Here is a 22,148-nt window from a genome sequence, read left to right on the forward strand (position 1 = left end):
GTTCCCCTCCTTACTGTATAACCTCAATCTTTCCATACTTCTCAATATCATCTGAAGTTGTATTCGCTAACTGATTTAAAAATTCAATTTGAAAGCTTCCTGGTCCATTCTCTACTGTTTTCGAAGCCGCTATTTCTGCTGCTACTCCATAGAATGTTAATGCGGCTACTGCTGCCTTTACATAATCCTTTTCTACCGCTACAAATGCTCCTATTACAGAAGTTAGTAAACAACCTGTTCCAGTAACTTTCGTTAAAATAGGATGGCCATTTCGAATAAGAATAGTTCGCTCTCCATCTGTAACAACATCTTCTTCTCCAGTAATTACCGCAACTGTATTTAATTCATCCGCTGCCTGTTTTGCAATATTTACAACATTACCGTTTCCAGTACCAGCATCTACACCTTTAATTTCCCATTTTTCATTAATAACGTTAGCTATTTCAGCTGCATTTCCGCGAATAACAGCTAAATCGATTTCAGCTGGAATATATCTCGCGACTTCTGTTCGATAAGAAGTTGCTCCTGCCCCAACTGGATCAAACAATACTGGTACATCATTCGTATTTGCTGATTTACCAGCAAGTAACATCGCTTCTACCTCTTCAGGACGAAGTGTACCCATATTTAAAACAAGGGCTCCCGCAATGCTAGCCATTTCTGCTACTTCTTCTTTTGCATACGCCATTACAGGTGATGCTCCTAATGCTAACAAACCGTTTGCTGTAAAATTTGTTACAACAGCATTTGTAATATTATGCACGAGTGGATTAGACTCTCTCACCAAATCCACTACTTTACTAATTTCTTTCATATTCATCCTTTTCATCTCCTAACTTTAATGATGGGAGATACACAAAAAGGCACTTTGCGCGTACGCAAAGTGCCTGAACATGTGCTTTTACACTCTCCCTACGCTGGCATTATCCAACAGGTTCAAATGGTCAATGACGGATTAGTCATACTCTCAGTTTGCATCCACAAACTCCCATGTGTTTATTATTCATCTACTTCAAAGTCTACTCTTATTCTAGTAAAATAACAAGTTCTTTACTTTTATAAAATGATAGAGATCATAACTCTCCTGGTTCAACCATTCTTCGCCTTTATATAAGTAAAACTCTCACACGTATATTTCACCACAAATAACTCAAACCGTCAGCAAGACTGAATAGAACAAAGATGTATGCTATATTTAACGTATGGAAATTTGAAAGGATGTTTTTAAACATGGCAAAAAGTATTGTAATTGCTGAAAAACCTTCTGTTGCACGTGATATCGCACGTGTACTGAAATGTGATAAAAAAGGGAACGGCTATCTTGAAGGTAGTAAATATATTGTTACTTGGGCTTTAGGTCACCTTGTTACATTAGCTGATCCAGAAAGCTATGATGTGAAATATAAACAGTGGAATTTAGAAGATTTACCAATGCTACCGGAGCGTTTAAAACTAACCGTTATTAAACAAACAGGGAAACAGTTTAACGCTGTAAAAAGTCAGCTTCTTAGAAAAGATGTAAATGAAATCATTATAGCTACTGACGCCGGTCGTGAGGGGGAGTTGGTCGCACGCTGGATTATCGATAAAGTTAAAATGCAGAAACCGATTAAACGTCTATGGATTTCATCTGTTACCGATAAAGCAATTAAAGATGGCTTCGCAAATTTAAAACCAGGAAAAGCATATGACAATCTATACGCTTCAGCTGTCGCACGTTCAGAGGCTGACTGGTATATCGGACTTAATGCGACTCGAGCATTAACTACTCGCTTTAATGCCCAACTAAATTGTGGTCGTGTTCAAACACCTACTGTAGCCATGATTGCAAGCCGTGAAGATGAAATCAAACATTTCAAAGCTCAAACTTACTATGGTATCGAAGCTCAAACAGCTGAGAGATTAAAGCTAACTTGGCAAGATACAAAAGGAAATAGCCGTAGCTTTAATAAAGAAAAAACTGATGCAATCGTGAACAAAATTAGTAAGCAACATGCTACTGTTGTAGACATTGATAAAAAACAAAAGAAATCGTTCGCCCCTGGTCTTTACGATTTAACTGAACTACAACGTGATGCGAATAAAATATTTGGTTATTCTGCGAAAGAAACATTAAACATTATGCAAAAATTATATGAACAGCATAAAGTTTTAACGTACCCTCGTACAGATTCACGCTATATTTCATCTGATATTGTCGGCACACTTCCAGAGCGTCTGAAGGCTTGCGGAGTTGGAGAATACCGTCCTTTAGCACATAAAGTATTGCAGAAACCTGTAAAATCTAACAAATCATTTGTTGATGATAGTAAAGTAAGCGATCATCACGCAATTATTCCAACAGAGAGCTATGTAAACTTCTCAGCTTTCACAGATAAAGAACGTAAAATTTATGACTTAGTTGTAAAACGTTTCTTAGCTGTTTTATTCCCAGCCTTTGAATATGAACAACTAACATTGCGCACGAAAATTGGTGATGAAACGTTCATCGCACGCGGAAAAACGATTTTACATGCTGGTTGGAAAGAGGTTTATGAAAATCGATTTGAAGATGATGATGCAAGCGATGATGTAAAAGAACAAATCTTACCTCGCATCGAAAAAGGCGATACATTAAACATAAAACTAATTGTCCAAACATCAGGGCAAACGAAAGCACCTGCACGTTTTAATGAAGCAACATTACTTTCAGCGATGGAAAACCCAACAAAATACATGGATACGCAAAACAAACAACTTGCTGACACGTTAAAGTCAACTGGTGGATTAGGTACTGTAGCTACACGAGCTGATATTATCGACAAGTTATTCAATTCGTTCTTGCTTGAAAAACGTGGTAAAGATATTCACATTACTTCAAAAGGCCGTCAGTTACTTGATTTAGTGCCGGAAGAACTGAAATCTCCTACACTAACTGGTGAATGGGAGCAAAAGTTAGAAGCTATCGCTAAAGGAAAATTAAAGAAAGAAGTATTCATTTCAGAAATGAAGAACTATACGAAAGAAATTGTTGCTGAAATTAAATCGAGTGATAAGAAATATAAACACGACAACATTTCAACGAAGTCTTGTCCAGACTGTGGTAAACCAATGTTAGAAGTAAACGGTAAAAAAGGTAAAATGCTTGTATGCCAAGATCGCGAATGTGGTCACCGTAAAAATGTATCCCGCACTACAAATGCACGCTGTCCTCAGTGTAAAAAGAAACTAGAACTTCGTGGTGAAGGAGCAGGCCAAATTTTCGCATGTAAATGTGGCTATCGTGAGAAACTTTCTACATTCCAAGAGAGACGTAAAAAAGAATCCGGCAGCAAAGCTGATAAACGCGACGTTCAAAAATATATGAAACAGCAGAACAAAGAAGAAGAACCATTAAATAATCCGTTCGCAGAAGCTTTAAAGAAATTAAAATTTGATTAAACAAAAAGGTTCCTACCGCTATCGGTAGGAACCTTTTATTTTTAATGAATAATTTTACTTCCTTTTGCGTTCTCAACAAACTTTTCACTTGATTTGTTAATTGGTGTTTTCAGTAATAACGCAGCAACAATCATAACTACTACGAAAACACTTAACACAAGTAAATCTCTAGTTACTATATCCCAAAGCATTCCGCCAACTGTTTCACGAATTGCACTAATTGCATATGTGAATGGTAAGAACGGATAAATCGCTTGGAAGAACGGTGGTGTCATTTGAATTGGGAATGTTCCGCCTGATCCTGCTACTTGCAGTACAAGTAAAATGATCGCCATCGATTTCCCAACGTTTCCGAAAATAGAAACGAGTGAGTATACGATACAAACAAAGACTCCCCCAATAAATAAACTAAATAACACAAACCAGAACTTATCGACTACGTACGTACCGAGTAAGAATATATCTCCCATTGATACGATAAACGCTTGTGAAAGACCTATCGTTAAGAATGTTAATAAACGTCCGAAGTAAACTTCATGGCTCTTATAATTCGCGCCCTCTTCGTGTACTTCTACCGTTAATAATGAAACCATTAATAATGCGCCTACCCATAATGCAAGCACTGTATAGAATGGTGACATTGCTGAACCGTAGTTCGGCATTGCAAATAATTTATTCTCTTTTAAATTTACTGGATTTGCAAAGTAGTCACTTTGCTTTTCAACATCATTCTTTAATAAGCGTATGATGTCTTTTATATCCTCTTCAGATTCAAAATCACGAATTTTATCTGCTAATTCTTTAATCTTTTTCTCAGTCTCCGGCATTTCAGCTTTAATGTCTGCAATTTTCTTTTGACCATCTACTAAGCCTTTTGATGAATCTTCAAGTAATTTTTTTACATCTGGAAGCTTCTTATCTGCCTCGCCTAAAATTTGAGATGTATTTTTAGACATCTCTTTTGTACGAGCAATTGCTGTGTTAAAGTTTGGAACAATTTCTGAATCATATGTTGCTAAGAAATCTCCTAATTGAGCTGAAGCATTTTTAGTTGCTTCATTAATACTTTCTACAACCTCTTTTGTAGGCTTCTGTCCATTGTTAATTAGTGTAGTTGCCTTATTCGTTGCATCTATACCTTTTTGAACAGTATTTTGTGCTTTATTCAATTTTGCAATTCCATTATTAAGGTTTTTGCCACTATTTACATCTGCTAATACCTTATTTGTGCTTTCTAGAACCGGAATCGCATCACCAATTAGATTCTTAGTAGCTTTTAATTGACCATTTAAATCGTTTAAAGCTACTTTTGTGCTATCTAATCCATTAACACCTCTATTATTTACGTCTGCTATAACACCTTCAAAAGTATTTTTTGCCTTATCATATTCATTTTTCACAGTATCGTATGTTTCATTTGCATCAGCTTTCGCTTGATCAACTGTGCTAACTGCCTTTTTATAATCTGCTACAAATGTTTCATTATAATCTTTTTCAGCTTGATCAATTAATCCATTTGCTGCATCTAATTTTTGATTTGCTGCATCTGTTACATCTTTCTTTACTTCTTGTCCTGTGCCAATAACATTTACAATATCTTTAATACCGTTGTTTGCATTTTCCATTTTGCCTTTAAGACTAGTTAAGCGATCCACTCGCCCTTGGAAGAAGCTTTGACCAAAATCAGTCGTCGCTGATTTTTGAAGTTCAGTAAATACATTAATAAGATACACAATACTATCCGTACGACCTTGAAGATTCTCAGAAACCGCATTAAGATCTTGCTTTGCCTTTTCTGGATCGAACTGGCCATTTTGTAATCCGTTTACAACACTTTTCCCGTATGATGTTCCTGCACGCGCCGAGTTTAAAACATTATTCACTGTTTGATTAAGATTTCTTGCAATATTTTTATAACCTTCATCATTCAACTTTGAAAGATCCGGACGCGCTGGAAACTCAGGTAATCCCTTCATACCAGAAAGGTCTACCCCTGGGTTCATTAAAAAGTTCGTAACAGCATTTGCTTTGTCCATTACATCTTTAGCCGTTGTTAAATGATTTCGTATCGTCCCAGGTGCATTTTGCAATGTTTGATCGTTGTTTGCAAAGAACTTATCTAAATTCCCTAACGCTTCTTGCCCATCATTAATAACACTTTCTACAACTGGCAACTCTTTCTGCGCTACTTTCACAACATCTTCTGCCCGAGTCGCATCATCTAATGCCTTATCCACAAGTGTATTCATTTCTGGGAACTGTGCTTCTAACTTAAATACGAGATCCTTGACCTTCTCAATACTCGGTAAGTTAGTTTCTAAATCGATTCCAAGGTCATTGAAGATTTTAAAAATCTCACCGTTTGCTGTTTTAACAAAGTTTTTACTAACCTCTTCTGTAAGACCCGATGCACCTTTAGCTGTAATTTTCGGTGCAATCGCATTTACTTTTTCATTTACATAGTAATCAAGTTCTGGTTTCTGTGGATTTTCATTCAAGACCGTTGCAATCTTTTCAGAAAAATCTTTTGGAATAGTAATACTTGCGGAATAATCTCCACGCTCTACTCCATAAATTGCTTGCTTTTCATCAACAAACTTCCACCCGAAATTTTTGTTCTTCTTAAGTGAATCTACAATTTCTTCCCCGATGTTAATATCTTTCCCTCTTAAATTTGATCCAACATCTTGGTTAGAAACTGCAATTTGGATTCCTTTCGTATTTCCGTAAGGATCCCAAGAAGCTTTAATGTTAAACCATGCATATAACGATGGTAAAATCATTAACCCTAAAACAATAACAATTGCAGCCCAATGTTTGGCTACATTCCGTAAATCTGTCTTATAAATACGCCAAATTTGTTTCATAAAAGTTATCACCTAATTATATATTTTTCCTTCTTTAGAAAATGATACATACATTTTGTAATTATATCACTTTCTACATCGTGGATTAAACGAAAACATACTATTTTTCCCATTAAATATTTCACTTACTTCATTATATAACGAAGTAAAAAAAGTATGCATACAAAATGACCAAATTAGTTTTACATTCAATAATAACAAATATATAGGAAATGTCATAAAAAATACAAGTATTTTCTCTTGGGAATACTTGTATTTATCAAAAAACCCTCCCAGCTTTTCATTATCTGTGAGGGTTTCTTCTATTATATATCTAATTGTACTTCTACACCGAAATGGTCAGAAATTACATTTCGATTTGTTCCATTAAAAATGACTTTTGAAGAAGTAACTGTTTTACTTTGATTGCTTAATATTAGGTCGATTCGTAAGTTTTGTTTATTTTCATCCCAACCAGCAATCTCACCTTGGACAGTTGTTCCTTCATCCTTCTTTATCGCTAGTTCATATGTGTCATATAAACCTTTTTGCATCGTATACTCATAACCCTCTCCTTCCAAACGAGCATTGTTATTAAAATCACCCATTAAGAAGGAAAGTTCATTGCTATTTACACGCTCCATTAAACGATCAACTTGGTCTTTGAATGATTCTTCTTCATCATTCCACCAACCGAGATGGCAAGAATAAAGCGTTATATTCTTATCATTATAAGCAATTGTTGCACTTACAATTTTGCGTGTTTTCCAATACGTTGTATCCTTATTTTCTGAGACAAAGAACGTATCTTCCTTTACAATGTTGTGCTTTGTTATAATTGCTAATCCTTCTTCGTACACATCATATCCAATATGAGAGAAATCCCAAATAATATTGTATTCTTTTACATTTAGTGCTCTTAACTCTTCTAGCAGTAAAAGCCCAAAATTATCTTTTTTCTTGTTACCGCATACATTTTCAGCTTGTATAGACTGACTTACTTCTTGCAATGCGATCACATCATAATCTTCTTCTTGAATTGCTTTAGCAAGATACTTTATTTTTTCAATTTGATTCTCTTCTTGCCAAGAGTGACAATTTAAAGTTAGCAAATTCATATTATTACGCACCTAACATATCTTGAATGTCTGACTTTAATACGTCAGCTTTCGGGCCATATACGGCTTGTACACCTTTATCTTTAACAATAAGTCCTAAAGCACCATTTTGTTTCCATTGTGCTTCTGGTGCAACAACATCTAAATCTTTTACTGTTATACGTAAACGTGTCATACAAGCATCCACGTCAGCAATATTATCTTTTCCGCCCAATAAATCAATAACTTTTGTTGCTAATGAACCATCTTGTACATTTCCTGTTCCTTCTGTTGACTCATCTTCATTATCAATATAGTTACCTGCACGCCCTGGCGTTGGTAAATTGAATTTTTTAATTAAGAAGTTGAATAACGTAAAGTTAAGGCCGAAGAACACTAATGAAACAATGACAAAGTTGATTAAATCTCTCGTTAAACCTGCATTGATCATCATTGGTGTACGTGTAATTAACTCAATAAATCCAAATGCATGAACACGTAAATTAATTAAATCTGCTAATGCGAATGCAAGTCCTGTTGTAATTGCATACACAACATATAATACTGGTGCAATAAACATGAACATGAATTCAATTGGTTCTGTTACACCTGTTAAGAATACTGCTAATGCAGCTGATAAGAACATTGGTTTATATTTTGCACGTTTTTCTTTATCAACATTACGGAACATCGCAAACGCAATCCCCATTAACGCTGCCGTTGAGCCGATAACTTGTCCAGCTTTGAAACGAGCTGGTACAACGTTATTTAATAAATCGTTATATGCTTTCGTATCTCCATTTGCTAATAAGTTATTTAAATCTGTAATCCATGCAAGCCATAACGGATCTTGTCCCGCTACAATTTGTCCAACCTTTGAGCCAGTTAACATCGTATATGTTCCACCTAGCTCTGTGTAGTTCATCGGAATCGTTAACATATGATGTAATCCAAATGGTAATAATAAACGTTCTAACGTTCCATATACAAACGGTGCAATAACTGGTGCACTATCTTTAGATGCTGCAATCCAGCGACCAAATTCATTTAATCCACTTTGGATAAATGGCCATACAAGTGATAATACAATCGCAGTGACTGTAGACCAAACAATTACAACGAATGGTACGAATCGTTTTCCATTAAAGAATGCTAGTGCCTGTGGCAGTTTATTATAATTGTAGTATTTGTTATATAAAGTAGCTCCTAAGAAACCTGTAATAATCCCTAAGAACACTCCCATGTTTAATGCTGGTGCACCAAGTACAGAAGTGAAATAATCTTTTACAAGTAAATCACCTGCTAATGATGAAGAAACTGTCGCTTTTGAATCCGCTAACATTTGAGCGTTTACGCCAAAGATAGCTCCTGTAATTCTGTTTGTTAAGACGAATGCTAACAGTGCTGCAAATGCACCACCTGCACGATCCTTCGCCCAAGATCCCCCAATTGCTACTGCAAATAAGATGTGTAGATTTGTAATAATTGCCCAACCGATGTCTTCCATTACTCGAGCAATTGTATGAACTGCGTTAATATCCCCAGCAGACATCCCAATTAACTTACCGATCGAAATCATTAAACCAGCTGCTGGCATTACAGCTACAACCACTAATAATGCTTTCCCGAACTTTTGCCAAAAATCAAAAGACGTAATTTTCATCTGTTCTTCCTCCCCTTTATTTATAACAACATAATGATTTAAATTATAATTTCTGTTTCTCTTATGAAAACGATTCCTTATGTTACTTTTTTCTCTTTACGCAACCGTTTTCATAAATCTATTTTAATAAAAGCGTTTTCACATTGCAATAGAAATTTATTTTTTTTCATAAAAAAAGATGCTCAAGGAGCATCCTTTTTCATTATGAAATGCGATAAACCCTTGTTTCATAAGGTTTTAACGTGATTGTAGTTATTTGTTCATGTTCCGCAACTTTATAGTTATTTAAAAGCAAACGTTTGCGTTCTAATGCGAATAAACTCGCATTATACACAGCTTCCTCTTTTGAGATATTACTAATTACAATGACTTTTTCATCCTGTAACGTACGTGTATATGCATAAATTTGTGGATCGTCTTCTAAAAGTAAATCGTACGTACCGTAGTTCAGTACATCGTGCTCTTTTTTCAAGGCAATCATTTTCTTATAGAAATTGAAAATAGACTTTTCTTCATTTTTTTGCTTTTCAACATTAATTTCTTTGTAATTTGGATTCATGCTAAACCAAGGTGTACTTGTTGTGAAGCCAGCATTCATTTCATCATTCCACTGCATAGGTGTACGTGAATTATCGCGGCAAGAAGCCCATATAATTTCCATCATATCTTGATGTGATACGCCCTCTGCAATTTTCTCTCGATATAAATTTTTAATTGCTACATCATCGTAATCTTCAATATTTGGTAACTGAACATTTGTCATACCAATTTCTTGTCCTTGATAAATAAACGGTGTACCGTGCATAAAGAAATACATCGCTCCTAGAGCTGTTGCACTTTCACGCCAATATTGTTTATCATCTCCCCACGTTGAAACGATACGTGGCTTATCGTGATTCTCGATGTATAAAGCGTTCCATCCTTTATTTTCTAATCCTTTTTGCCATTTCGTTAATACTTTTTTCAATCCTACAACATCAAGGTCTTTCTTCTTTTCTGCATCCCATAAGCTTAAATGTTCAAACTGGAATACCATATTGAATTTACCTTGTTCTTCTCCAACCCAAAGCTCAGCATCTTCAATCTTAACGCCATTTGCTTCACCAACAGTCATAATATCGTACTTAGAGAATGTGTTTTCTTTTAACTCTTCTAATAAAGGTTGAATACCGTCCACATTCATATGTTTATCAAAAGATGGTACATATTTTAATTCTTTTGGATTTGGCATATCCTTGAGGCCATCTTCTTTTTTAATATGACTAATTGCATCAACACGGAAACCATCAATCCCTTTATCAAGCCACCAATTAACTGTATCGTATAACACTTCACGAACTTCTTTATTCTCCCAGTTCAAATCTGGTTGTTTACGCGAGAATAAATGTAAATAATATTGTTCTGTTACTTCATCATACTCCCATGCAGAACCATTAAAAATACTTTCCCAATTGTTTGGTTCCGTCCCGTCTTTCCCATCCTGCCAAATATACCAATCACGCTTCGGATTGTCTTTAGAAGAACTTGATTCAATAAACCATGGATGTTCATCACTTGTATGATTAATAACTAAATCAATAATAAGCTTCATGTCACGCTTATGAACTTCATCTAGTAGCATATCAAAATCTTCCATCGTACCAAATTCATCCATAATATCTTGATAGTCACTAATATCATAACCATTATCGTCATTAGGTGATTTATACATTGGACAAATCCAAATTACATCTATACCTAGATCTTTTAAATAATCCAGCTTTGCAATAATCCCCTGTAAATCTCCAATACCATCACCATTTGAATCCATAAAGCTACGTGGATAAATTTGATAAGCGACAGCTTCTTTCCACCATGTCTTATTCATACTAATTCTCTCCTTTTGCATCCCATCGGATTTTTTATGCAAACGTTTTCGTAACACTATCATAACAAAATATGAATAGTTTGCAACTGTTTTCATTGAACTCTATGTAGTTTCCTTATGCCTTATTTATTTCTCACAAAGATAAAGTGAAACTTTAATCGTTAAGGAGGTGTCCATTCCCCGTTGATTATTAGCCTTTACCAATCGAGCTTTTACGAGCAGCCCGATTGTCTTACTTCTCGCAAATAACGGGATAAATCTAACTCTTCTCTTCTTCTCGTCCATGCGTGTTAAATACACTCTTCATATACTAATACGAGCTCATATTATTTCAGAAAGGAGATATAAATTGAAACAAACAAAATTAACTGGTCGTATCATCGTTCCCTCGGATCCTGGGTATGACATAGCCCGAATAAATTTAAATTTAAGCATTCCAAAATTTCCTTGTATTATTGTTTTTTGTCAAAATAAAAATGATGTGTGTAACGCCTTAAAATGGGCACGTGAGCGTCATATACCATTTCGCTTAAGAAGTGGACGACATAGCTATGAAAATTTCTCTCTTTTAAATGGCGGGCTTATTATTGATGTGAGTGAAATGAAGCAAATTACGGTTAGTACAGGAAAATTAACAGCAACAATTGAAGCGGGTGCACATCTTGGCACTGTGTATAAAGAACTTTGGAAATACGGTGTTACAATACCAGCTGGCACAAGTGCAAGTGTCGGAATTGTGGGGCTAACACTCGGCGGTGGCATTGGCATGCTTTCACGCTTATTTGGACTAACATGTGATCAATTAGTAGAAGTCGAAATGGTACAAGCGTGCGGAAAATTTGGTGCAAAAATCATTCGTGCAAATGAACAAGAAAACCCTAACCTATTTTGGGCATGCCGTGGCGGTGGTGGTGGAAATTTCGGAATTGTTACTTCCTTAACCTTTCGAGTCCACCCTATTAAAAACGTATCAATTTTCTCACTTACATGGGAATGGAAAGACTTTATTGCTGCATTTCAAGCTTGGCAAAACTGGGCACCTTATATAGATGAACGCCTCACTTCATCAATTGAATTATTCTCTAAACAACGAAATAAAATCGAGGTGAAAGGTGAATTTGTCGGCTCTCCTCCTGAACTCTATCATCTATTATCTCCTCTTCTTGAAACTGGTAATCCTTCTCTCTTTATAGATGAAGTCCCGTATATAAAGGCTGTTCAATTCTTTAATAGCGGAAATATTCCTGAAAAATTCAAACGCTCTGGTTCCTACGTATATAAACCAATCCCTCTTAAAGGCATTCAAATCTTACAATATTTTCTTTCTCATGCACCAAATAAAGATGCGAGTATTTGGCACCAATCACTCGTAGGTGCTGTGGAAAACATTTCGCCTAATGAAACAGCTTATTTCCACCGTAAGGCAATTATTGCTCAAGAATATATTACTTCTTGGAAATGCAACGATGAAGAAAATCGAAATATACGCTGGGTTAAAGATTTAAGAGAAAGCTTAGATCCTTACACACTAGGAGACTATGTCAATTGGCCCGATATCGACATAAAAAATTGGCAAACTAGTTATTATGGCTCTAATTTTCAAAGGTTGCGTAAAGTGAAGACAGCATATGACCCTTGTAATGTTTTTCGTTTTCAACAAAGCATTCCTCCTTTCCATATGTAAAAAGGAAGAACAGAGTTCTGTTCTTCCTTTTTACATTGAAAATCGTTCAATTGTTTGTTTTAAATCCGCTGATTGCTTCTCTAAGTCTTTTAATAATTGATCGATTGCTATCATATTTTTAGACTGTTGTAATGTCACACGTGCCACTTCTTGTGAACCAGCTGACGTTTCTTCCGCAATTGCTGCTACAGCCTTTGTTTGTGCTCCTGTTTGATGAATGTGACTCGCTTGTTCATTCATATAACTACTAATTTGCTTGGTTGCATCGGCTACTTCCATAATACTTGATGACATTTCTTTTAAAATTAATTCTGTAGCTTCTCCGCGTTTCGCCTCTTCTTTAGCTGTCTTCACCTGCTCTGTCATTTTCAATGCGACTTGCTGTACTTCATCTTGCATATCCCGTAATAACTGCGATATGTTTCTTGCGGAATGATCACTTTCATCAGCAAGTTTACGTACTTCTTCTGCTACAACCGCAAAGCCCCTTCCATGCTCTCCTGCACGAGCTGCCTCAATAGAAGCGTTGAGTGCTAATAAATTCGTTTGACTAGCAATCTCACTCACAACAGAAACAATATGTTCAACTTGTTTCATTCGCTCTTCTAATTTCTGTACATTTTCCATCGAATCTTCATTTTCTCTCGCCAATGTTTGAATACCTTGAATTAAAGAAGTAAAGACACGTGTACTTTGTCCTAAAGCTTGAACCATTTCTGAAGACAACTCGTCAGACTGTTTTGCTTTTCCTTCTACTTCATTTGCAATAGAAGTCGTTGTATCAACAGTAGAAACGATCGCTTGAATCGATGCTGCTGATTGCTCGGCACCGGAAGAAATCTCTGCAAGAGTTTCAGACACACCGCGTGCTTGCTTTGTCGCTTCCCCTGTTTGTCTTCTAATTTGCTGAACTTGATTATTTGTATACGAAAATGTAGTATCAATATTTTTTACCATACCTCTTAAGTTCTCGAGCATCATATTAAATGCAACACTTAAAGATTTAATCTCATCATCCGTTTTTGGTAACGGGACATCTTCACGAATATCGCCATCGGCCGCCTTCCTTGCTGCTTCTTCCAACTTTCGAAGTGGTTTAATTAAAAATATTGCTGCCCCATACGCTAAAATTCCAGACCATACTACACCTAATAACATAACGATAATATTATAAACAGTTTGACTTACATAACTTTGAAAATAATCATATATAACGTAAATAAAAAATAAACTTGTTGAATATGTAATTAAAGCTAAAACTGTAGTAAATAGCATAAGTTGTGTACGTAAGCCAAAGGAAAATGTCTTCCTTTCTTTTTCCATCTCTTCTTTCCCCCTTCTTATAAGCAATATAAGTGCTACCTATATATCATTATCCATATTTTCGTTATAGAAAGATATAGAGATTTTAAAAATCATAATTCCCTTGAATATCAAATTCCGTCAAAAAAATAAAGGATTCTGACAATTTATGACTAATAACAGAAATAAGGGGCAACATTTGTAAAATATATTTTTGACTGGGGGTTTTGTATGATTCAAGTTCGAAATCTAGTAAAATCATTCGGCTCACTTGATGTTTTAAAAGGAATTGATTTAGAAGTAAAAGAAAAAGAAGTTGTTGTTTTAATCGGTGCCAGTGGTTCCGGCAAAAGTACATTACTTCGCTGTCTTAACTTTTTAGAAATGTACGATGAAGGTGAAATTCACTTACAAGGTGAGCGAATTGATCCGAAGCATTCAAATTTAAACAAAGTCCGTGAAAATGTCGGTATGGTTTTTCAACACTTTAACCTCTTTCCTCATATGACCTCACTAGAAAACATCATAGAAGCACCTATTCACGTAAAAAAATTAGAGACAGCAGACGCGAAGGATGTTGGTAATCAACTCCTACAAAAAGTCGGCCTACAAGATAAGGCGGATGTAACTCCTCACTTACTTTCAGGTGGTCAAAAACAACGCGTTGCGATTGCACGAGCTCTTGCTATGAACCCTAAAATTATGCTATTTGATGAACCTACCTCAGCCTTAGACCCTGAACTTGTTGGAGAAGTATTGCAAGTTATGAAAGAACTTGCTGAAGAAGGAATGACCATGATTATTGTTACTCATGAAATGAATTTCGCAAGAGATGTGGCTGATCGCGTTATCTTTATGGATGACGGGAAAATTGTAGAGGATGCTTCACCAGCGCAATTTTTTTCCGCTCCATCGCATGAACGGGCAAAGCAATTTTTACGCAACGTTTTATAATGTAACTTCTGTTTCAAATGAAAAGAAATACATCCATACGGTGCACAACTAATTGTCCAAATAAAATATCTCAGTAACATACTTAAAACCATCCGTATGATCAATATATAGGAGGGGTTTTATGAAAAGAAAACTATTAACCATTGTTGCGAGTATTACATTATGTACATCCTTCATACTAGGAGCCTGTAGTAAGGAAAGTGCTACTACTTCTTCAAATGGTGAAAAAGAATTTCGTTATGCGATGAGTGGCTTATATAAACCTTTTAACTATAAAGAAAATGACGGAAAGCTTGCCGGTTTTGATGTGGAAATTGGTGAGGCACTTGCGAAAAAAATGAATATGAAACCCACTCCTATTACAAATCCATGGGAAACGCTAATTCAAGGTCTACAATCGAAAAAATATGATGCTATATTGGGCAGTATGGCAATTACAGAAGAACGCTTAAAAGCTGTTAGTTTCTCCAATCCTTATTATCGCTCTGGTGCCCAAATTTTTGTGGCTAAAAAGAATGCATCTATCTCTTCTCCAGAAGATTTGAAAGGTAAGAAAATTGGCGTTGTAAAAGCTAGTACCTTTAAAGACCTTGTTGCAAAACATACAGATCAAATCACAGAATATGATAGCGATATTACTGCACTTATGGACTTAGAGCCTGGACGTATTGATGCAGTAATCACTGATCAAATGGTCGGTTTACGTATGATCAAAGAAGGTAAATCAAATATAAAAGAAGCTGGAAAACCATTAAATCTTGATGAAATGGGAATTGCTATTCGTAAAGATGATAAAGAAATGGTTGAGAAAGTAAATAAAGCTTTAGATGAAATCATTAAAGATGGTACGTATGAAAAGATCAGTAAAAAATGGTTTGGGCGTAATATTCTTGGAGACGAGGCAAAAACAAAGTAAGTTAGCCATTTAGAGATTTCATAAATCATGCCCCACTTTGTATGTGGGGCACTTCATTCACTACTAAAATCCATACAATATGAGGTGACACATATGTTTGAAATTTTTATCTCTACCTATCCCACACTCTTAAAGGCTACTATTGTCACATTACAATTAACATTAACATCCCTATTACTCGGTTCACTAATTGGATTACTAGTCGCTTTCTTTCGAATCTCTAACAATAAGGTTTTAAATAGTATTGCTCATGTATATATCGCCATTATTCGTGGTACACCTTTAATTGTTCAAATTGCCATTCTCTATTTCGGTATTACATCGATTATTGTCTTCACTCCTTTTTGGGCAGGAGCAATTGCTTTAGCAATCCATAACGGTGCATATATTACTGAGATTTTCCGCGGATCCATTCAGTCCGTTGACCGTGGACAATTGGAAGCCGCTCGCTCTTTAGGTATGCCTTACCCTTTAGCTATGCGCCGAATTATATTACCACAAGCATTTCGTCTGTCTCTTCCCCCTCTAGGGAACCAATTTATTATTGGATTAAAAGATTCTTCTCTTGTTGCTTACGTAGGATTGTCCGAATTATGGGGATCAGGTTTATCAATTGCTGCAAGTAACTTCCAACAATTAGATACATACATAATTGTTGGTTTATATTACCTCGTACTTGTTCTTCTATTTACTTATTTTGTTAATCTTTTAGAAAAACGACTTCAACGAAAAGAAAATAACTCTGTCCAGGTCAAGACGAAGAACAAGAAAGAAGTCTCTTTATAACAAAAAGCAAGCTCTAAGAGAGCTTGCTTTTTCATCGTAAAATATGCCTATTATTGATTTACTTTTTTTATAGTCTCTTTTTCCTCTATATGTTCCTCACGATATGAAATATTATGAGGATCCAATCCATTTCCTAAAGAACCATAGAAATGCTCCCTATGCGGATCAACTAATTCACTTCCGTGATAATACACACGTGGTGTATTCCAAAGTGCTGCCAAAGCTTTTGTCATCGGCATTTCGTGATAGCGTTCCGGCCACATTTCTTTAATTTTATCTTTTACTAATGGATAGTATTTAGAACTCATAGCAGGAAACAGATGATGTTCTGTATGGTATGAGAAATTGAAATGTAAAACGTCTACCCAGCGCGGTACTGTTACTGATAAACAGTTTGCTAAAGGATCATTTACTGGAACAATAGGATTTAAGCGGTGATTTGTTGCGATATACGCCATTACAATAAAGTTAGCAATTAACAACGGAATCACGTATGCAAAGAACCACTTTGTAGGTCCCATAATAAACAATAAACTAATCCAAACTGTCCAGGGCAAAAGAAGTTGAAGCCATACAGATTTTTGATTGGATGACTTAAATTCTTTTATAAAATGAAAGAACATTCGAGTCGAATGTAACGTAAATTGAATTGTTAGTGACAGGAAACTAAAGAATGAACGTACATGAAGAGGCATGCGATATACCCAACTCAAAAACTTACTCTTTTTCAGTTTCTCAAATGTCGGCCATGCATCTGGATCATTCTCTTCATGCTGTGTGTGAACATGATGCGTTGCATTATGCCACTTTCTCCAAAGTTTTGGGCCAGTTGATAATGGCATAAATGCTATCGCACCTAAAAAATCACGAAGCCATGCCTTTCTTACAACTGTTCCATGTAAAATTTCATGTCCTAAAAATCCAAGTGAAGCAAAACATAATCCAAGAACAATTGCAATTCCTAGATTTGCCCACACATTCAATTCAAATACACCGATCGTTATTAAACCAGCCAATGCCACAAGTAAATAAGCCAGTCCACCAAATAATCGATTAGGAACTGGTTTAAATGCTTTTTTCGGCAAATGTGGTGCTACACGTGCTGCATACCACCCAAACGTATGAAGCTCCTTCATCCTTTTGCCCCTTTCTTATGCCGCGCCCCGCGCAACTTGCATATATCAATTCTTGCTTCCAGATTGATTTTACTACGTGATCCAAAAAGCATTTATCATAAGGAAAATATACTCACTCTATCGTCACTTAATTTTCGCTTTTATTATCAATGAAAAACATTTCTCTTTTTACTCTCTATCAACCTTTCCACATGATGAATCATAACAATAGAATTTCTATATTGTCAACAACTTTTATGACCTAGTAATAAAAGTTGGTTATATTTTTATAATCATACTTTATTTCACTAAAGAAAAAGCATAGATTTCATAAGGCTTTATCAGGTATATATACATATCCACTTAAACAACATAGACTCTATCTTATTCAAGAACTCTCTATGTAATCAACAAATGGAATCACTTGAATTTAGCTTTATATAAATCCTACTTCTTCATACTGCCCCAATAAAATAATTATATTAAAATATTTTTTCTTTCGTTTAGTAAAAATAGAACGCTACGAAAACAACATACATGAATTCCATATAATATGGAAATATTAAAAGGAAAATTGTTCTAATTTGGAGGTTTTCAAAATGACAGATGACACATTTCCGCAGTTACCATCATCCTATTGGATTGAATCTACTCAAGTTCCTACTTTTCCTCATTTATCCGAAAATATAAAGACAGAAGTTGCTGTTATCGGAGCTGGTATTACAGGCATTACCACTGCCTATTTACTCGCTAAAGAAGGAATGAAAGTCGTTTTAATTGATTCTGGTCTTATTTTAAATGGAACGACTGGGCATACAACCGCAAAGGTAACGGCACAACATGATCTTATTTATGATGAATTAATAAATCATTTCGGTGTGGAAAAAGCCCGACTTTACTATGAATCAAATAATCATGCTCTACAATTCATAAATGAGACTGTGCAAACATATAAAATCGACTGTAATTTCTCAAATGAAGATTCGTATTTATATACAACTACTGATAATGGATTAAGAAATTTATCGAAAGAATATGAGGCCTATCAAAAATTAAATATACCTTGTGACTATGTTCAATCTCTATCGATTCCGATTCCAGTACAATCTGCACTTGTCATGAAAAACCAAGCACAATTCCATCCCCTCCTTTATTTGAAAACACTTTTAGAAAAGTTTGTGGAGATGGGCGGCAAAGTTTATGAACAAACAACAGCTATTGATGTGGAAAAAGGTGATTGTCCACAAGTCATTACAAAGGGTGACCATCGCATCACTTGTAAATATATTGTCTCTTGTTCACATTTTCCTTTTTATGATGCTAATAGCTTTTTCTTTACGCGAATGTATGCAGAACGCTCATATGCTCTTGCAATAAAAGCAAAAACAGATTATCCAGGTGGCATGTATTTAAGTATTGATGATCCAAAACGCTCCTTACGCTATATAACAAACAATGGAGAAAAGTTGATTTTGATTGGCGGAGAGAGCCATAAAACGGGACAGGGAATAAATACGATGCTTCATTATGAAGCACTCTATTCTTTTGCTGAAGCAACTTTTGGAGTAGATGAAGTTCCCTATAGATGGTCAGCGCAAGATTTAATTACTCTAGACAAGCTCCCTTATATCGGACATATTAACGAAAGAAATCCAAATATATTTGTTGCAACTGGATATCGTAAATGGGGAATGACGACTGGAACTGCAGCAGCTCATTTACTGAAGGACTCCATTCTAAAAGTCCACAGCCCATATAAAGAACTGTTTGCACCATCACGCTTTCATGCAAATCCGGATATAAAAACTTTCCTCTCTCAGAACATTGATGTTGCTAAACATTTAATTGAAGGGAAAATTGAAACCGCATTACGTAAACCAGAAGATCTTGAAGTTGGCGAGGGATCTGTTGTACATGTTAACGGTAAACGAGCAGGTGCTTATAAAGATAAAGAAGGAAAATTACATATCGTCGATACGACTTGTACACACCTCGGCTGTGAAGTTGAATGGAATAACGGTGATTGTACTTGGGATTGCCCTTGTCACGGTTCCCGTTTTTCAATTGATGGGGATGTTATGGAAGGTCCTGCAGATCAACCATTAAAACGAGTTGATAACGAGTAAAAAAACAAAGAAGTTCAACAAGAAACCTGTTGAACTTCTTTATTTTTCATGACACCTTTTCATATAAATTTCGACATAAGAAGGGGAATATTAACATTAAATAAAATAATATATTCATCTACAAATAAAAGGGGTGAATACTATGCAACCTTCTGCTCCACCTCATCTAGAATCTACAGAAACTATCTTTTCAAGTTCTATTACAAAACTTGTTGTTTTTATTTGTTGGCTAGCCATTCTAGCTGACGGATATGATTTAGGTATTTACGGCGCCGTTCTGCCAAAGCTCCTAGAAGACAAAAGCTGGGCACTATCACCAGCCCACGCTGGAACAATTGCCAGCTATGCTTTATTTGGGATGTTTATTGGTGCTATTCTAGTTGGAACCATTACAGATCTAATTGGACGAAAATGGACACTTATATGCTGTTTAGCCCTTTTTTCTATCACAATGGGCTTAGCTGCAATTGCTCCTTCTCCTGAATCATTTGGGTTATCTCGATTCATCGGAGGAATCGGATTAGGCGGTGTTATCCCAACGGCTTCAGCACTTACTGTTGAATATTCACCAAAAAAACGGCAATCTTTTATTTATGCTCTTATGTTTACCGGCTATCCTTTAGGTATCGTGTTAGGCGCTATTTTATCCATGTTTATGCTAGAAGATTTCGGATGGAGAATTATGTTTGGCATCGGAATGATTCCGCTACTCCTCATTCCTTTCATTATTCGTTATTTACCTGAGTCCATTCAATTTTTATTATCGCGAAATCGACAAGAAGAAGTGAATAAAATTCTTAATCGCTTTCAAATTGAACTCCATGTAAAAGATGAAATTCCTGAAACACCATCTAATATACAAAAGAAAAATGGATTTCTTACGTTATTCTCAAAAGATTACATAAAAGCAACACTACTTTTTTGGCTCACTTATATAATGGGAATGTTTTTAATATACGGTTTAAATACTTGGCTACCACAGATGATGCGCCAGGCAGGATACCCTCTTGGATCTAGTTTATCATTTCTACTTATACTAAATATTACTGCAGCTATCGGTGCATTATTTGCTGGGGCGATTGCCGATCGTATAGGAGCAAAAATTGTTATTAGTATCTCCTATCTTATGGCAGCCATATGTATTGGACTATTAACAATTAAACCATCTGTTACAATCATTTATCTTTTAATTGGTCTTGCTGGAATTGGATCAGTCGGTATTACTCAAATATTAAATGCTTATGTAACACAATACTTCCCATCACATGTACGAGCTACCTCCTTAGGCTGGGGACTTGGACTTGGCCGAGTTGGTGCGATTGCTGGCCCTATTCTTGTCGGTATTATTATGACAATGCAATATGACTTGGCGTGGAATTTTTACTTATTCTCCTTTGCAGGTCTTATCGCAGCTATATCTGTTTTCTTTATTCCTACAAAATAAAGTGAAACTTTAATCAGCCCTCACCAATCGGGCGTTTACGGACAGTTGACCTCCCACCTAACTTCTTCGCTCCAGCCGAATCTTGAGGTGGGAGTCTTACTGCCCGTTAATGCGGGATAAAAAAGAGCACAAACTCACTTGTGCTCTTTTTCATATACTTCAAACAACATATTTCGAAATAATGTATTCAAACTCTCAATATCAATCCCTAATCCCTTTTCAATCCCTTTCACGTATTGCTCATAATAATCAATTTGTTCTTCTAAAAATTGATTTAACACCTCAATTTTCAATCCAACATCTAATTCCGTACCTGCTTTTTTCTTTATTAACAACTTTTCAATTTCATCTAATACACTAGGCTCTACTGATAGTTCCATAATTAACCGGTCAAATTCTACTGGGGGCAATGTCCCTTTCTCTTCTAACCATTTACAAGCTAAAATAGGACGTAATACGTAAAAGTACTTTTTCAACTTTACATTTTCACCTTGTAAAAATTCACGATAGTTTTTTGAAGCCATATGTAAGTAATGATATATCGTTGATTTCGGATTAAAATCCTTTTCACTCATTTGCTGAAGCTGTTCTGGAAGGTTCGAGTTTTTCGAATAAAAAATCGGCGATCGAATCCATTCGAGTAACGCTGGATTTGACTTTGCAAACAGTTGCAAAGCCTTTTTAATATCCCAACCACTTATGTCTAAATCATCACTAATTGGATATTCGATTACATCACGCTTATCATGGATTGATAAATACCATTCTACAGGGTGTATATAAACAAACCTAACATCATAATCACTATCTTTCGATGGAAACCCCCACGCCCGACTCCCTGATTCCACAGCGAATAAAATTTTCACACCATTCTCTTTTTCAATTCGCTCTAGTTCTAATTCAATTTTCTCTCTCATTTCATACCATC

At 35.6% G+C, this 22,148-nt stretch carries 15 protein-coding genes and 1 riboswitch; of the genes, 7 read left to right on the forward strand and 8 right to left on the reverse strand.

What is annotated here, in order from left to right; genetic code table 11:
* Positions 1 to 10: 10 nt before the first annotated feature.
* A complete protein-coding gene (gene thiM, locus DET63_RS23390) occupies positions 11 to 820 on the reverse strand; it encodes a hydroxyethylthiazole kinase (protein WP_113937994.1) in 810 nt (269 codons plus the stop codon).
* 72 nt (positions 821 to 892) lie between these two features.
* Positions 893 to 1,002: riboswitch (TPP riboswitch) on the reverse strand.
* Positions 1,003 to 1,230: 228 nt separating this feature from the next.
* On the opposite strand from thiM, the gene topB reads away from it, so the two are divergent.
* Positions 1,231 to 3,420 (forward strand): DNA topoisomerase III, encoded by a 2,190-nt coding sequence (gene topB / locus DET63_RS23395; protein WP_113937995.1) that lies wholly within the window; start codon positions 1,231 to 1,233, stop codon positions 3,418 to 3,420.
* 41 nt (positions 3,421 to 3,461) lie between these two features.
* On the opposite strand, the gene DET63_RS23400 is transcribed toward topB, so the two are convergent.
* The 4 genes from DET63_RS23400 to DET63_RS23415 form a co-directional block, all read right to left on the reverse strand.
* Positions 3,462 to 6,287, reverse strand: coding sequence for a YhgE/Pip domain-containing protein (locus tag DET63_RS23400; protein WP_113937996.1), 2,826 nt, complete (start codon positions 6,285 to 6,287; stop codon positions 3,462 to 3,464).
* 305 nt (positions 6,288 to 6,592) lie between these two features.
* A complete protein-coding gene (locus tag DET63_RS23405; RefSeq protein WP_113937997.1) occupies positions 6,593 to 7,384 on the reverse strand; it encodes an endonuclease/exonuclease/phosphatase family protein in 792 nt (263 codons plus the stop codon).
* Positions 7,385 to 7,388: 4 nt separating this feature from the next.
* The gene (locus DET63_RS23410; protein ID WP_113937998.1) at positions 7,389 to 9,026 is read right to left on the reverse strand and encodes a PTS transporter subunit IIBC; all 1,638 of its coding nucleotides are present in this window, start codon (positions 9,024 to 9,026) and stop codon (positions 7,389 to 7,391) included.
* Positions 9,027 to 9,228: 202 nt separating this feature from the next.
* Entirely contained in the window at positions 9,229 to 10,893 is a 1,665-nt protein-coding gene (locus DET63_RS23415; RefSeq protein WP_113937999.1) for a glycoside hydrolase family 13 protein, read from the reverse strand.
* 349 nt (positions 10,894 to 11,242) lie between these two features.
* Between DET63_RS23415 and DET63_RS23420 the strand changes: the two genes are divergently transcribed.
* On the forward strand, positions 11,243 to 12,577 hold the full coding sequence (locus DET63_RS23420; protein WP_113938000.1) for an FAD-binding oxidoreductase: 1,335 nt from the start codon (positions 11,243 to 11,245) through the stop codon (positions 12,575 to 12,577).
* Between the two features lie 30 nt (positions 12,578 to 12,607).
* Here the strand turns inward: DET63_RS23420 and DET63_RS23425 are convergent, their stop codons facing one another.
* Positions 12,608 to 13,900 carry a methyl-accepting chemotaxis protein gene (locus DET63_RS23425; protein WP_113938001.1) on the reverse strand — a complete coding sequence of 431 codons (1,293 nt, stop codon included), beginning with the start codon at positions 13,898 to 13,900 and terminating at the stop codon, positions 12,608 to 12,610.
* Positions 13,901 to 14,110: 210 nt separating this feature from the next.
* On the opposite strand from DET63_RS23425, the gene DET63_RS23430 reads away from it, so the two are divergent.
* The 3 genes from DET63_RS23430 to DET63_RS23440 all read left to right on the forward strand — a co-directional run bounded on the left by DET63_RS23430 (position 14,111) and on the right by DET63_RS23440 (position 16,535).
* Positions 14,111 to 14,833: an amino acid ABC transporter ATP-binding protein gene (locus tag DET63_RS23430; RefSeq protein ID WP_088293259.1), complete on the forward strand. Its 723-nt coding sequence runs from the start codon at positions 14,111 to 14,113 to the stop codon at positions 14,831 to 14,833.
* 121 nt (positions 14,834 to 14,954) lie between these two features.
* On the forward strand, positions 14,955 to 15,749 hold the full coding sequence (locus DET63_RS23435; RefSeq protein WP_113938002.1) for an ABC transporter substrate-binding protein: 795 nt from the start codon (positions 14,955 to 14,957) through the stop codon (positions 15,747 to 15,749).
* A 93-nt stretch (positions 15,750 to 15,842) separates the two neighbouring features.
* Complete coding sequence (locus DET63_RS23440) at positions 15,843 to 16,535, forward strand: amino acid ABC transporter permease (RefSeq protein ID WP_113770341.1); 693 nt, start codon at positions 15,843 to 15,845, stop codon at positions 16,533 to 16,535.
* A gap of 50 nt (positions 16,536 to 16,585) precedes the next feature.
* On the opposite strand, the gene desB is transcribed toward DET63_RS23440, so the two are convergent.
* Positions 16,586 to 17,671 (reverse strand): Delta(10) desaturase DesB, encoded by a 1,086-nt coding sequence (gene desB, locus DET63_RS23445; RefSeq protein WP_002091268.1) that lies wholly within the window; start codon positions 17,669 to 17,671, stop codon positions 16,586 to 16,588.
* Between the two features lie 578 nt (positions 17,672 to 18,249).
* On the opposite strand from desB, the gene DET63_RS23450 reads away from it, so the two are divergent.
* Both DET63_RS23450 and DET63_RS23455 read left to right on the forward strand, forming a co-directional pair.
* On the forward strand, positions 18,250 to 19,776 hold the full coding sequence (locus DET63_RS23450) for an FAD-dependent oxidoreductase (protein ID WP_113938003.1): 1,527 nt from the start codon (positions 18,250 to 18,252) through the stop codon (positions 19,774 to 19,776).
* Between the two features lie 142 nt (positions 19,777 to 19,918).
* Positions 19,919 to 21,220, forward strand: coding sequence for an MFS transporter (locus DET63_RS23455; protein ID WP_113938004.1), 1,302 nt, complete (start codon positions 19,919 to 19,921; stop codon positions 21,218 to 21,220).
* Positions 21,221 to 21,354: 134 nt separating this feature from the next.
* Here the strand turns inward: DET63_RS23455 and DET63_RS23460 are convergent, their stop codons facing one another.
* Positions 21,355 to 22,137, reverse strand: a complete 783-nt coding sequence (locus DET63_RS23460; RefSeq protein ID WP_113938005.1) for a nucleotidyltransferase domain-containing protein — start codon at positions 22,135 to 22,137, stop codon at positions 21,355 to 21,357.
* Positions 22,138 to 22,148 lie beyond the last annotated feature (11 nt).

Origin of the sequence: Bacillus sp. DB-2 (genome assembly GCF_003315125.1) — a bacterium.
GTDB lineage: Bacteria > Bacillota > Bacilli > Bacillales > Bacillaceae_G > Bacillus_A > Bacillus_A mycoides.

Coding starts and splice junctions, on each gene's coding strand:
- thiM (WP_113937994.1), bottom strand. CDS start 820: ATGAATATGAAAGAAATTAGTAAAGTAGTGGATTTGGTGAGAGAGTCT.
- topB (WP_113937995.1), top strand. CDS start 1,231: ATGGCAAAAAGTATTGTAATTGCTGAAAAACCTTCTGTTGCACGTGAT.
- DET63_RS23400 (WP_113937996.1), bottom strand. CDS start 6,287: ATGAAACAAATTTGGCGTATTTATAAGACAGATTTACGGAATGTAGCC.
- DET63_RS23405 (WP_113937997.1), bottom strand. CDS start 7,384: ATGAATTTGCTAACTTTAAATTGTCACTCTTGGCAAGAAGAGAATCAA.
- DET63_RS23410 (WP_113937998.1), bottom strand. CDS start 9,026: ATGAAAATTACGTCTTTTGATTTTTGGCAAAAGTTCGGGAAAGCATTA.
- DET63_RS23415 (WP_113937999.1), bottom strand. CDS start 10,893: ATGAATAAGACATGGTGGAAAGAAGCTGTCGCTTATCAAATTTATCCA.
- DET63_RS23425 (WP_113938001.1), bottom strand. CDS start 13,900: ATGGAAAAAGAAAGGAAGACATTTTCCTTTGGCTTACGTACACAACTT.
- DET63_RS23430 (WP_088293259.1), top strand. CDS start 14,111: ATGATTCAAGTTCGAAATCTAGTAAAATCATTCGGCTCACTTGATGTT.
- DET63_RS23435 (WP_113938002.1), top strand. CDS start 14,955: ATGAAAAGAAAACTATTAACCATTGTTGCGAGTATTACATTATGTACA.
- DET63_RS23440 (WP_113770341.1), top strand. CDS start 15,843: ATGTTTGAAATTTTTATCTCTACCTATCCCACACTCTTAAAGGCTACT.
- desB (WP_002091268.1), bottom strand. CDS start 17,671: ATGAAGGAGCTTCATACGTTTGGGTGGTATGCAGCACGTGTAGCACCA.
- DET63_RS23450 (WP_113938003.1), top strand. CDS start 18,250: ATGACAGATGACACATTTCCGCAGTTACCATCATCCTATTGGATTGAA.
- DET63_RS23455 (WP_113938004.1), top strand. CDS start 19,919: ATGCAACCTTCTGCTCCACCTCATCTAGAATCTACAGAAACTATCTTT.
- DET63_RS23460 (WP_113938005.1), bottom strand. CDS start 22,137: ATGAGAGAGAAAATTGAATTAGAACTAGAGCGAATTGAAAAAGAGAAT.